The sequence below is a fragment of the Gilliamella sp. M0320 genome (assembly GCF_016101635.1).
Lineage (GTDB): Bacteria > Pseudomonadota > Gammaproteobacteria > Enterobacterales > Orbaceae > Gilliamella > Gilliamella apis.
The window spans coordinates 167075-180770 of the sequence record NZ_JACFQD010000005.1 but is presented as its reverse complement, the minus strand read 5'-3'; the positions used below and the strand labels follow the sequence as shown (position 1 = coordinate 180770).

At 37.1% G+C, this 13696-nt stretch carries 12 protein-coding genes; 7 read left to right on the top strand and 5 right to left on the bottom strand.

Annotated elements, in window-relative coordinates; all coding sequences use genetic code 11:
• The first annotated feature begins 3 nt into the window (after positions 1–3).
• From nusA to truB, 4 genes are all read left to right on the top strand, one after another.
• Complete coding sequence (gene nusA, locus H3T83_RS08000; protein ID WP_065614089.1) at positions 4–1479, top strand: transcription termination factor NusA; 1476 nt, start codon at positions 4–6, stop codon at positions 1477–1479.
• A 17-nt stretch (positions 1480–1496) separates the two neighbouring features.
• On the top strand, positions 1497–4148 hold the full coding sequence (gene infB / locus H3T83_RS07995) for a translation initiation factor IF-2 (RefSeq protein ID WP_086321001.1): 2652 nt from the start codon (positions 1497–1499) through the stop codon (positions 4146–4148).
• A gap of 66 nt (positions 4149–4214) precedes the next feature.
• Positions 4215–4592 (top strand): 30S ribosome-binding factor RbfA, encoded by a 378-nt coding sequence (rbfA, locus tag H3T83_RS07990; RefSeq protein WP_034882735.1) that lies wholly within the window; start codon positions 4215–4217, stop codon positions 4590–4592.
• 66 nt (positions 4593–4658) lie between these two features.
• Positions 4659–5561 (top strand): tRNA pseudouridine(55) synthase TruB, encoded by a 903-nt coding sequence (gene truB, locus H3T83_RS07985; RefSeq protein ID WP_198215504.1) that lies wholly within the window; start codon positions 4659–4661, stop codon positions 5559–5561.
• Between the two features lie 29 nt (positions 5562–5590).
• Here truB and H3T83_RS07980 read toward each other — a convergent pair whose 3' ends face one another.
• Positions 5591–6640, bottom strand: a complete 1050-nt coding sequence (locus H3T83_RS07980) for a LacI family DNA-binding transcriptional regulator (protein ID WP_198215503.1) — start codon at positions 6638–6640, stop codon at positions 5591–5593.
• Between the two features lie 177 nt (positions 6641–6817).
• On the opposite strand from H3T83_RS07980, the gene H3T83_RS07975 reads away from it, so the two are divergent.
• From H3T83_RS07975 to dnaB, 3 genes are read left to right on the top strand one after another with little or no spacing between them, the layout of a single operon-like run.
• On the top strand, positions 6818–7825 hold the full coding sequence (locus H3T83_RS07975; protein ID WP_198215502.1) for an aspartate-semialdehyde dehydrogenase: 1008 nt from the start codon (positions 6818–6820) through the stop codon (positions 7823–7825).
• Positions 7812–8603, top strand: a complete 792-nt coding sequence (gene truA / locus H3T83_RS07970; protein WP_198215501.1) for a tRNA pseudouridine(38-40) synthase TruA — start codon at positions 7812–7814, stop codon at positions 8601–8603. The genes H3T83_RS07975 and truA overlap by 14 nt, the downstream gene beginning before the upstream one ends.
• A gap of 49 nt (positions 8604–8652) precedes the next feature.
• Entirely contained in the window at positions 8653–10077 is a 1425-nt protein-coding gene (gene dnaB / locus H3T83_RS07965; RefSeq protein WP_086321043.1) for a replicative DNA helicase, read from the top strand.
• Positions 10078–10136: 59 nt separating this feature from the next.
• Here the strand turns inward: dnaB and H3T83_RS07960 are convergent, their stop codons facing one another.
• From H3T83_RS07960 to H3T83_RS07945, 4 genes are read right to left on the bottom strand one after another with little or no spacing between them, the layout of a single operon-like run.
• On the bottom strand, positions 10137–10973 hold the full coding sequence (locus H3T83_RS07960; RefSeq protein WP_065650945.1) for a metal ABC transporter permease: 837 nt from the start codon (positions 10971–10973) through the stop codon (positions 10137–10139).
• Entirely contained in the window at positions 10970–11836 is an 867-nt protein-coding gene (locus H3T83_RS07955) for a metal ABC transporter permease (protein ID WP_065578440.1), read from the bottom strand. Before H3T83_RS07955 ends, H3T83_RS07960 begins: the two co-directional genes overlap by 4 nt.
• Positions 11837–12733 (bottom strand): manganese/iron ABC transporter ATP-binding protein, encoded by an 897-nt coding sequence (locus H3T83_RS07950; RefSeq protein WP_065650944.1) that lies wholly within the window; start codon positions 12731–12733, stop codon positions 11837–11839.
• Positions 12733–13611: a metal ABC transporter substrate-binding protein gene (locus H3T83_RS07945; RefSeq protein ID WP_086321044.1), complete on the bottom strand. Its 879-nt coding sequence runs from the start codon at positions 13609–13611 to the stop codon at positions 12733–12735. The genes H3T83_RS07950 and H3T83_RS07945 overlap by 1 nt, the downstream gene beginning before the upstream one ends.
• Between the last annotated feature and the right edge of the window lie 85 nt (positions 13612–13696).

The window sequence follows — 13696 nt, the reverse complement described above, 5'->3', positions numbered from 1 at the left end:
AGGATGAATAAAGAAATTTTAGCTGTTGTTGAAGCAGTATCTAATGAAAAAGCTCTTACCCGAGATAAGATTTTCGAAGCACTAGAAACCGCATTAGCGACGGCCACTAAAAAGAAACATACTGTTGATATCGACGTTATTGTAAAAATCGATCATAAAACTGGCGATTATGATACGTTTCGTCGTTGGTTAGTAGTGAATGAAGTCACTCAACCTACCAAAGAAATAACCCTTGAAGCAGCACAGTTTGAAGATCCTGATGTAAAATTAGGTGATTATGTAGAAGAACAAATTGAGTCAGTCGCGTTTGACCGTATTACAACCCAAACCGCTAAACAAGTTATTGTCCAAAAAGTACGTGAAGCTGAGCGTGCAATGGTGATTGACATGTTTAGAAACCGAATCGGTGATATCGTGACTGGTATTGTTAAAAAGACCAATCGTGATAGTGTTATCCTTGATTTAGGTAATAACGCTGATGCAATGATGTCTCGCCATGATATGTTACCTCGTGAAAATTTCCGAATTGGTGATCGTGTACGTGGTATTTTATATCTTGTTGAACAAGATAATAAACCAGCACAACTTTGTGTTAGTCGTTCAAATCCACAAATGATGGAAGAGTTATTCCGCATTGAAGTGCCGGAAATCGGTGAAGAGATGATAGACATTAAAGGTGTATCTCGTGATCCTGGTTCCCGTGCTAAAATTGCGGTTAGCAGTAACGACCGTCGTATTGATCCTGTTGGTGCTTGTGTTGGTATGCGAGGCGCACGTGTTCAAGCGGTTTCAAATGAATTTGGTGGTGAGCGTATTGATATCGTTCTTTGGGATGATAATCCTGCACAATATGTTATCAATGCTATGGCGCCAGCCGATGTTGTGTCAATCGTGGTTGATGAAGATAAACACACTATGGATGTCGCAGTTAATGCTGAAACATTACCACAAGCTATTGGTCGTAACGGACAAAATATTCGTTTAGCATCACAACTTACTGGTTGGACGTTAAATGTCATGAGCACAGAAGATTTGCAAGAAAAACATCAAGCTGAATCTTTTGCAGCAATTAATAATCTAATGAAACATTTAGATATTGAAGAAGATCTTGCCCAGCTTTTAGTTGAAGAAGGTTTTACTTCATTAGAAGAACTAGCTTATGTACCAGTTGAAGAGTTATTAGAAATTGATGAACTTGATGAAGAGCTGGTTGAAGCATTAAGAAATCGAGCAAAAGATGCATTAACAACTATTGCGCTTGCTCATAGTGGTGATAAACGACCTGCCCAAGATTTATTAGATCTACCAGGTATGACACAAGAATTAGCCTATCAATTAGCACAACGAGATGTGGTAACTTTAGAAGATTTAGCTGAACAAGGTACAGATGATCTTGCGGATATTGAAGGTTTAACAAGCACACAAGCTGGCGATTTTATTATGGCTGCCCGTAATATTTGTTGGTTTGCAAATGAATAATTGAGGGAAAGTAATACATGACCAAAGTATCAATCGAAACACTGGCTCAAGAGATAAAAACTCCAGTGGAAACGCTTTTGCAACAGTTTGCTGATGCTGGTATGAAAAAAACCGCATCTGACACTGTGACTCAAAAGGAAAAAGAAGCTTTGCTTGCGCATTTAAAACCTCAGCAAGGCCCAACAAAATTAACTTTGCAACGTAAAACACATTCAACACTTAATGTGTCAAGTGGCGGTGGTAAAAGTAAAGAAATTAAAGTTGAAGTTCGTAAAAAACGAACTATTGTTAAACAAGATCCCGCTGAGTTAGAAAAAGCACGTCTTGAAGCGGAACAAAAAGCCAAACAAGAAGCTGAATTAAAAGCGCGTAAAGAAGTCGAACAAAAGGCAAAATTAGCTGCTGAAGAACAAAAGAAACGTGAAGAAGCAGAAGCTAAAAAGCGTAGTCAAGAACAAAAAGCTAAAGCTGCTCAAGAACAAGCCGCTGATCCAAAAGTGAAAAAAGCACAGGAAGAAAAAGCACGTTTAGAAGCTGAAGCTAACGAAATTAAACGTAAAGCTGAAGAAGAAAACCGCCGTAAACTTGAAGAAGAAGCTAAACGTATGGCGGAAGAAGCGCGCAAACTTGCTGAACAATATAATGAAACAGAAGAAACCAATAATAACAGTGATGATGAAGATTATCACGTAACTACCTCTAAATACGCTCGTGCGGCTGAAGATGATACCGATCGTGAAGTCGAAGGTGGTCGAGGTCGTGGTCGTGGTACTAAACAGACTAAACAGAAAAAAGCTAGCAAATTATCTGAAGGTAAAGCTGAACGTGAAGAAGCTCGAGCTGTAACTCGTGGTAACCACAAGAAAAAAGGCAAAAGTACTTTACAACAAGGTTTTAACAAACCAGTTCAGGCTGTTAACCGAGATGTAATTATTGGTGAAACCATCACTGTTGCCGAGCTAGCCAACAAAATGGCTGTAAAAGGCTCAGAAGTTATCAAAACCATGATGAAAATGGGGGCAATGGCAACTATTAATCAGGTTATTGACCAAGAAACAGCACAATTGGTAGCTGAAGAAATGGGACACAAAGTGGTACTTCGTCGTGAAAACGAACTTGAAGAATCACTAATGAGCGACCGTGATACAGGTGCTGAAAAAGTATCACGCGCTCCAGTTGTGACTATCATGGGACACGTCGACCATGGTAAAACATCACTTCTTGACTATATTCGTAAAGCGAAAGTTGCTTCAGGTGAAGCCGGTGGTATTACTCAGCATATTGGTGCTTACCATGTTAAAACCTCAAGTGGTGAAATCACTTTCTTAGATACTCCTGGCCATGCTGCATTTACTTCAATGCGTGCTCGGGGTGCTAAAGCAACGGATATCGTGGTACTTGTTGTTGCTGCCGATGATGGTGTAATGCCACAAACAATTGAAGCTATTCAGCATGCTAAAGCTGCGAATGTGCCAATCGTTGTTGCTGTAAATAAGATTGATAAACCAGAAGCCGATCCTGAGCGCGTGAAAGGTGAACTGGCTCAATATGGCGTTATGTCAGAAGATTGGGGTGGTGATACTCAGTTTGTTCATGTTTCAGCTAAAGCAGGTACAGGTATCGACCAACTACTTGAAGCGATCTTATTACAAGCTGAAGTACTTGAATTAACTGCCTACGAAACTGGAATGGCAAGCGGTGTTGTTATTGAGTCATTCCTTGATAAAGGTCGTGGTTCTGTTGCTACCGTACTAGTTCAATCAGGTACACTACGTAAAGGCGATATTGTACTGTGTGGTTTCGAATATGGACGTATTCGTGCGATGCGTAACGAATTAGGTAAAGAAGTTACTGAAGCTGGTCCTTCAATTCCGGTAGAGATTTTAGGTCTTTCTGGTGTACCGTCAGCTGGTGATGAAGCGACGGTTGTGCGTGATGAAAAGAAAGCTCGTGAAGTAGCCTTATATCGTCAAGGTAAATTCCGTGATGTTAAACTAGCTCGTCAACAGAAAGCTAAACTTGAAAACATGTTTACTAACATGACTGAAGGTGATGTATCTGAACTTAATATCGTCCTTAAAGCTGACGTACAAGGTTCTGTTGAAGCAATTTCTGATTCATTACTTAAACTATCTACTGATGAAGTTAAAGTTAAAATTATTGGTTCAGGTGTAGGTGGTATTACTGAAACTGACGCATCACTTGCTGCAGCATCTAATGCAATTATTTTAGGTTTCAACGTTCGTGCTGATGCATCTGCGCGTAAAGTTGTAGAGGCTGAAAACTTAGACTTACGTTATTATTCAGTTATTTATGACCTTATTGATGAAGTTAAACAAGCAATGAGCGGTATGCTTGCCCCTGAATATAAGCAAGAAATTATTGGCCTTGCCGAAGTACGTGATGTCTTTAAATCACCTAAATTTGGTGCAATTGCAGGTTGTATGGTAACTGAAGGTGTAGTTAAACGCCATAATCCAATTCGTGTATTACGTGATAACGTGGTTATCTATGAAGGCGAACTTGAATCATTACGTCGCTTCAAAGATGATGTTAACGAAGTTCGTAATGGTATGGAATGTGGTATTGGTGTTCGTAACTATAACGATGTTCGTGTCGGTGATAATATCGAAGTCTTTGAAACTGTCGAAATCAAACGTACTATTTAATTAATACGTTAACATGTTATAAGCAAGGTTTTAACCTTGCTTATTCACATTTTAAGGAAAATAGATATGGCAAAAGCATTTAATCGATCATCTCGAGTTGGACATGAATTACAAAAAGAGATTGCGATTATTTTACAGCGTGAAATCAAAGATCCACGCTTAGGCATGGTGACTGTTTCTGGTGTAGATATTTCACGTGATCTCTCTTATGCCAAAGTATTTGTCACTTTTTTAAATGATGATGATCCACAAGTTATTGAACAAGGATTGAATGTCTTAAATGATGCAAAAGGGTATATTCGAACGTTGATCGGTAAAGCCATGCGTTTACGAATTATTCCTGAAATTAAATTCTTTTATGATGAATCGCTTGTCAAAGGTATGCAGATGTCTAGTTTAGTCTCTGATGTGATTAAACAAGACAACGAACGTCATAAAGATTAATAATTAAAAGCACTCAATTTTTGTAAAAAATATTGAGGAGTGTTATCCGTTTCAATTTAAATATCTATGATGAATATAAAGAAAATTCGCCGTGATGTTCACGGCGTTTTGTTATTAGACAAGCCACAAGGCATGACATCAAATGATGCCTTACAAAAAGTGAAAAGACTATTTAATGCTAAAAAGGCAGGTCATACTGGTGCTCTCGATCCTTTAGCAACGGGAATGCTACCGATTTGTTTTGGCGAAGCAACTAAATTTTCACAATACTTATTAGATTCTGACAAGCGTTATCGAGTAATTGCTAAATTGGGTGAGCGCACAGACACATCTGATGCTGATGGACAAATAATCTGTACTAAACCTGTTGATGTTACTCAACTTCAAATAGAGCAAGCATTAACTCATTTTCGCGGTGACATTTTACAAGTTCCAACCATGTTTTCGGCTTTAAAATATCAAGGTAAGCCGCTTTATGAATATGCTCGTCAAGGTATTGTCATTGAGCGAGAAGCCAGACCGATCACGGTTTACGAAAACCAGTTTATTCAATACGATTCGGCTAAACAGGAATTAACGTTAGAGATCCATTGTTCAAAAGGGACTTATATCCGTACTATCATTGATGATTTAGGTGAGTTACTAGGTTGTGGAGCTCATGTGATTTATTTAAGACGTTTGCAAGTGTCAAATTATCCAATCGATAAAATGATTAGCTTGGATGAATTACAAAATATTACTGATAAAACACAATTACTCATGCCGGTAGATAGTCCATTACAAGATAGCCCGAAAGTGCAATTGAATGATAGCCAAGGTGGCGATATCTTATTAGGTAGAACAATTAAATTAGCTGACAGTGTAGCAGTAGAAACTTTAGTTAGAATATATCAAGATCAACAATTTATTGGTGCTGGTATTCAACTATTGGATAAATTGTCACCTAAAAGATTGATTTCAACTTCTTAATTTTTTTATTACCTTTCATTAATAGAAGATTAGTTAATAAAAAAAGCTTCAGTTTCAATAATATGGCATCGTGCTAACGATGTCATATTTTGTTTAAGTAAATCACAAAGTAAGTATACTGATTTATTGCCCATTTCATAGAGTGGTTTGTTAATTCTATTCAATTTATCCAACTCATTATATTGATATTCATTGCTATGGCTAATATAAGCAATTGACATTGATTTTAACTGATTTGATTGGCTTTTATTGACTTGATGTAAGGCTCCAAATAGAGAACGATAACAAGATAAATAATTTTGTGCATGATAACTATCTGAATCGAAGAAGGACAAACTGCTTAAATCTTCAAAAATAATAGCTGTTGGTGGTTTATTACTATTTAATAAGGTTTTAATTGCATCTCGTCCATGTTCATAAGTTAAACAGCCTTGAATGATATAGTCAGAATCAATTGGTAAATTATATCGTTGAAAGGATTGTTGATAACCTTGGAGGAAAAAAGATGAGTTGATGCTTTTATCGCTATTAACAAAAATAGCGATCCGTTGGTTACCTTTTTTAATTAACTGTTGCGTTGTTTTAAAACCAATTGTGAGATGATCAAAATAGACACAAGAAAAATTATGTTTGTAATGATTTACAAATACCATTGGCGGTAATGATTTTTTATAACTATATAGATTCTCTAAATAAGGTGCTTGATTAATTATTAAAATACCAATAAAGCGATTTTGAGTAATGTAATGAACCAAATGATAAATATCACTATCGTCTTGGTAAGAAAATTGTAGATAGCAAAATTGTAATTTAACTTCATATAAAGCTTGTTCAATACCGTAATTGATTAAACTTTTTGAAATAAGTTGATTATCAATAATTAATATTCTATTACTGGTATGATCTAGTTGGTAGTCTTTCAAGTTTTCTGACAGATCAACATTTAAGGCTTTCATTGCTTGATAAACAACAGATTGGGTTTGTGACGATGTCATATTAGGTGTTCTTAGTACTCTAGATACAGATGCCACTGAGACCTTAGCTTTTTTCGCAATCGCTGATAATGTAATTTTTGCCATAATTCTTACTGAAACCGAACAACAGATATAATTACTTTAACGAAGAACAGCGAAATTGTAATTAGCTAATATCTATTTTTTCGAGCAAGATTCCAAAGTTAGAAAACATCTTTTTGCGAAATATTTGGCAATATAGTGGTATAATTGCCACTAAATTTTTTAATTCGGGTTTATCATATGTCTGCATGGAATATTGCCATTGTTGGTGCGACAGGACAAGTTGGTTCTGCGCTAATTGAGTTATTAAATAACTCAAAAACTATTGAAATTGAAAATCTCTATTTAGTCGGTAGCGACAACAGCGCCGGTGAAGTTGTGCGCTTTGCGGGTAAAAATTTAACGGTAATTGATAGTGAGCAGATGGATTGGAGCCAATGCCATTTTGCTTTTTTTGTTGCCGGCAGTAAAACCAGCGAAAAATATGCTCAAACAGCCGCACAAGCAGGTTGTATTGTTATCGATGCTAGTGGCTTTTTTGCTGATCAAGATCATATTCCATTAATTGTACCGAAAGTAAATAACAGTGTACTAACCGAATATCGCAATGAAAACATCATTGCTGTAGCTAGCCCAACGGTATGTCAATTATTGCGCTGCGTGGCGTCATTAGCTGATATCAAGTTGTTAACTAATCTACATGTAAGTAGCTTTATTCCATCATCACTATATGGCAAACCCGGTGTTGACGAACTTGCTGGGCAAAGTGCTCGGTTACTAAATGGTATGCCTGTTGATAATCAATTGTTTGACAATCAACTTGCTTTTAACTTATTACCTGTTTCCCATGAGTCTGACCACCTAAGTTTAGGTGAAAACTCACAAATTAATCAAATCCGTAAAGTGATAAGCAATTATGATTTACCTATCTCTATTGAATCAGTTATTGTTCCGGTATTTTATGGATTGGCTCAAGCGGTTAATGTTTCAAGCAGTTTACCAATTGAATTAGATATGGCTCGTTTTGATGAATTTGGAGTTGAAGTAAAAAGTGAAGATTTACCAACACCGGTAACCGAAGTAAATACTGATGCTGAAAGTAATCTGACGATCAAACTCGCTAATTTACGACACAGCTATGGTAATTATGAGCAAATCCAATTTTGGTCAGTGGCGGATAATGTCCGTTATTTAGGTGGTTTAATGTTAATCGAGACGTTAGAGATCTTAATTAATGACTACCTGTAAGATTGCCTTAGGTATCGAATATGATGGTAGCGGTTATTTTGGTTGGCAACGTCAACAACATGTTGATTCAGTACAACAAAGATTAGAATCGGCTTTGTCAGTAATCGCTAATGAACCTATCGCGGTATTTTGCGCTGGGAGAACTGATGCCGGAGTTCATGCAACAGGGCAAGTCATTCATTTTGAAACCACTGCTCAGCGTGCTGAAGGAGCATGGACAATGGGCGTCAATTCCCATCTTCCTGACAATATTGCTGTACGCTGGGCAAAAAGTGTTGATGATAGTTTTCATGCTAGATTTAGCGCAACAGCTCGCCGTTATCGATATATTATTTATAATCATCGTTATCGTCCGGCTATTTTAGCTAAAGGTGTGTCACATTATTATTTGCCATTAAATGAAAAGCTTATGCATCAAGCAGCACAATATTTATTAGGTGAAAATGACTTTTCATCATTTAGAGCTGCGCAATGTCAGTCACGGACTCCATGGCGTAATATTCACCATATTGAAGTTACAAGACAGGGTGAATATGTTATTGTCGATATTAAAGCTAATGCCTTTGTTCACCATATGGTGCGTAATATTGTTGGCAGTTTATTAGAAGTTGGTGCTGGTAATCAATCACCGCAATGGGTCGAAGCTTTATTAGCGGCAAAAGATCGTACCCAAGCAGCAGCAACGGCAAAACCTGAAGGATTATATTTAGTTCAGGTGGATTATCCATTAGAATATCAACTTCCTGATTGCGCTTTAGGCCCATTATTTATACAGTAAGCTAATTAGTTATAGGTTAAATGAATTTAAAATTACAAAGATGAATGCAATGAAAAATGATGAAACAAGTTCGAATAAAGAACTGAAAAATCAAGACGCAAAAAAATCAAAATTGCAAAATATAAAGTTGCCTCCTCATTCTATTGAGGCAGAACAAGCTGTGCTTGGTAGCCTAATGTTGGATAATCAACGTTGGGATGTTGTCGCAGAAATGATTACTGACCGTGATTTTTATTCTCGTCATCATCAATTAATATTTTCAGAAATGCATACCTTAGTCAGTCGTGGTACTCCGATTGATTTAATTACACTTTCTGAAAGTTTAGAAAGTAAGGATTTACTGATCGATGTTGGTGGATTTGCGTATTTAGCTGAACTTTCTAAAAATACTCCTAGTGCGATTAATGTGGTTGCGTATACCGATATTATTCGTCAACAAGCTATATTGCGTGAATTGATTAGTGCTTCAAATGAAATAGCCGACAACTGTTACTCAACTGAAGGTCGAGATAGTACGGAAATTTTAGACTTAGCTGAAAGCAAAATTTTCCAAATTGCCGAAAGTCGTACCAAGCAAGGTGAAGGGCCGAAAAATATTACCGATGTGCTTGAAGCTACGGTAGCAAAAATTGAAGAGCTATTCCAGCGCCCACATGATGGGGTGACTGGAGTATCGACAGGCTTCCTTGACCTAGACAAGAAAACAGCAGGTTTACAACGTTCAGATTTAATCATTATTGCGGCTCGTCCATCAATGGGTAAAACGACATTTGCCATGAATCTCTGTGAAAATGCCGCTATGATGCAAGAAAAACCAGTTCTTATTTTTAGTCTTGAGATGCCGTCAGAGCAAATTATGATGCGTATGTTAGCATCGCTATCACGTGTCGACCAAACTCGTATTCGTACAGGTCAACTACAAGATGATGACTGGGCTAGAATATCGAGCACTATGGGCTTACTCCTTGAGAAGAAAAATATCTATATCGATGACTCCTCAGGATTAACACCGATGGAGTTGCGTTCACGGGCACGACGAATCTATCGTGAACATAAAGGATTAAGTATGATCATGGTCGATTATTTACAGCTTATGCGTGTACCTAATATTTCTGAAAACCGAACACTTGAGATCGCTGAAATTTCACGCTCATTAAAAGCCTTAGCAAAAGAATTGCAAATCCCAGTTGTTGCACTTTCGCAGCTTAACCGTAGCTTAGAGCAACGCGCCGATAAACGACCTGTTAACTCTGACTTACGTGAATCAGGCTCTATTGAACAAGATGCTGACGTGATTATGTTTATCTATCGTGATGAAGTCTATAATGAAGCGTCGGAACATAAAGGTATTGCCGAAATCATCTTAGGTAAACAGCGTAATGGTCCAATAGGTAAAGTGAGATTAAAATTCCAAGGTCAATTTTCAAGATTTGATAATTATGCTGATGCCGGTAAATATTTAGATGATGAATAATAAACTCAACTAAATAACTAGTGTAAATGTGAAAAAACATAACATTTACACTAGATCAATTAACGTTTTATCTTATGGTTAGCATAGACTCGATAAAACTGAGCCATAACAAAGATAAAAGCCTGTAAAATCACAATACAAGCACTGGTTGAGGCATCTAGATGAAAACTGATTAATGTACCGGTTACCGTCGAAAAAGCTGATACAATCACCGCAATCACTAACATCTTTTCAAAACGTTTGGTTAACAAAAATGCAGTAATACCTGGGGCAATTAGCATTGCAATAACTAAGATAACACCTGCCGCTTTAAGTGATCCAACAATGGTTAGCGCCAAAATACTTAATAAACCGTAATGCAATAATTTAACTGGTAAACCAACCACTTTGGCTTGTACGGCATCAAAGCAGTACAACATTAAATCGCGGCGCTTAACAATCACTATAACCGAAACAATGCCCGCAATAGCAATAATCTGTATTAATTCTTGATAACTAGTACCTAATACGCTACCAAATAGAATATGGTTTAAATGTTGGGATGTTTCTACTTTAGAAAATAACACCAAGCCAAAAGCAAACATTCCCGAAAAAACAATACCCATCACGGTATCTTCTTTAATTCGACTGTTTTCCTTAATATAACCGGTAGCGACAGAACAAAATAATCCTGAAGCAAACGCACCTATCATTAGGGGGATTCCAATTAAATAAGCGAGTACAATACCAGGTAATACTGCATGAGAAATAGCATCCCCCATTAATGACCAGCCTTTTAATACTAAAAAACATGACAGCAAAGCACAAACAATCCCCGTAGCTAAGGCGGCCAGAATAGCACGTTGAACAAAAGGAATTGTTAGGGGATGATAAATAAGCTCCCATAATATAGTCATACTGCTCCCCCTTTAATACGTCTTGCTTGCTTAATTCGACGACGGTTTGAAATCAATCCTTGTCTTGGCGCAAAGAAGAAAGCAGTCAAAAAGATTAAGGTTTGCAGTGTCACAATTACGCCACCGGTTTCACCATTTAAAAAATAACTTATCCAAGCGCCAATTGCACTAGTTGATGCACCAATAACCACTGAAATAATTAATAACCTTGTAAACCTATCCGTGAGTAAGTAAGCGGTTGCTCCTGGCGTTACCACCATCGCAATGACTAATATTGCTCCCACAGTTTGCAGAGCTGCAACCGTACAAGCACTTAAAATAGTGAAGAATAAAATCTTTAATGGTAATGGTTTTAAACCAATAGAGCGTGCATGTGTTTCATCAAAAAACACCACTAACAGATCTTTCCAGAATAAGAGTAATAAAATAAATGAAACCAGAATGATGATTTGCACTTGTCTCATATCACTATCATCAATTCCCAAAATATTCCCAAAAATAATGGTTTGGGCATTAATTGAGGTTGGATTTAATGAGATGATTAAAAGGCCAATAGCAAAAAAGGTTGAAAAGATAAAACCTATAATTGCATCTTCTTTTAAACGAGTAAAAGCACGGACAATGATTATTGATAAGGCAGCCAACAATCCTGTAAAAAACGCCCCAACCGAATAAGGATAGCCGATCGCATAGGCACCAGCCACACCTGGTACTACAGAGTGGGAAAGGGCATCACCCATTAAAGACCAGCCTTTTAACATCAAAAACGCCGATAAAAATGCACAAGCGGCGCCAACTATACTACTTACCCAAATAGCTTTTAACATAAAGCCATAGGTAAAAGGTTCTAGAAGTAGTTCCATTTAGTTTTGCCCTTTAGGTTCAATTATCGTTGGTTCGACTAATAAATCCTGATGAGATGAACTATCACTACCTTCACCGTAAAATACAGCAGCACGTTCGTCATCAGTTAAAATCGACATCTTGCGAGGATCTTCATCCTCATGCAATTGTTCACCTGATAAGCTTAAATAACGTAGAGCACCACCAAAAGTTGTCATCAAATTTTGTGGTGTAAAGGTGGTTTTTGTTTCGCCAAAAGCTAATACGGTTTGGTTAATTAACACCACTTGATCACAAAATTCAGGGACACTACCTAAATTGTGGGTAGAAACCAAAATTAAATGGCCTTCATCACGAAGATCTTTAAGCAGATCGATAATGGCATTTTCTGTTTTAACATCAACGCCAGTAAATGGCTCGTCTAACAACAATACCTTACCTTGCTGAGCCAAAGCTCTTGCTAAAAAAACACGTTTTTTTTGACCACCAGAAAGCTGACCAATCTGGCGGTGTTTAAAATCCAACATATTGACTCGGTCTAGTGCTAAATCGACCTGTCTCTTGTCTTCTTTACTCGGTATTCGTAAAAAAGACATATGACCATAACGTCCCATCATCACCACATCAGAAACTAAAACCGGAAAATCCCAATCGACTTCCTCAGTTTGTGGAACATAGGCAATAATATTTTGCTTCAATGCTTGTTTTACCGAAATATTATTAAAAGTCACTTGTCCTTTAGTTGGTTTTATCATGCCCATAATGCTTTTAAATAGTGTTGATTTACCACTACCATTAACGCCAACCAGCGCACAGATTGTGCCACCATTTAAGCGAAAGCTTGCATCATGAATTGCGGTGTGACCGTTATTATAAGTCACGGTAATATCATCAACATTTAAGCAAATTTGAGTCATTATTTTTCAAATCCTTTAGCGATTGTTTCAACAGTCACTTTTAACAAATCGATATAAGTTGGTACTGGGCCATCTTGAGTTGAAAGTGAATCAACATATAACACACCACCGTATTTAGCACCGGTTTCTTTACTAACTTGTTTAGCTGGTTTATCTGAAATGGTGCTTTCACTAAATAAGACCGGAATATTATTCGCTCGAACTAGATCAATAAGGCTTTTAACTTGTTTGGGCGTGCCTTGTTGCTCGGCATTAATTGGCCATAAGTAAGCTTCTTTAAGATTATAATCACGCGCTAAATAACTGAATGCCCCTTCACTAGTCACTAACCAACGTTGTGATTCTGGAATTTTAGCTAAACGCTCACGAAGTGGGGCATCTAGCGCTTTAATTTTAGCTACATAATCTGCGGCATTCTTATTATAGATTTCGGCATTTTTAGGATCATATTTAACAAAAGCGGCTCGAATATTTTCAATATAGGTTAAAGCTAAGGTTGGTGACATCCAGGCATGTGGATTTGGGTTACCTTTATAACTGCCTTCTTGAATTGGCATTGGATCGATTCCTTCTGTAACTACAACTGAAGGTACATCTTTAATATCCTCAAAAAAACGTTTAAACCAAAGTTCCAAGTTTAAACCATTCCAAAGCACTAAATCAGCAGAAAGAGCTTTAGTAATATCTTTTGGGGTAGGATCGTATTCATGAATTTCAGCTCCTACCTTAGTAATGGATTCAACAATTGCAGCATCACCGGCAACGTTTTGGGCAATATCTTGAATGACGGTAAATGTGGTAACCACTTTAAATTTCTTTTCATCAGCCGATGCTGAATTAGCTAAGCCAGTTAAAACTAACAATGATGTTAATATCATGTTTAATAATGTTCTGCGGCTTTTAAAAAAATTAAATTTCATTAGCGAATCCTTATCAAATACTACCTTTTCAAGCTAGATTGAA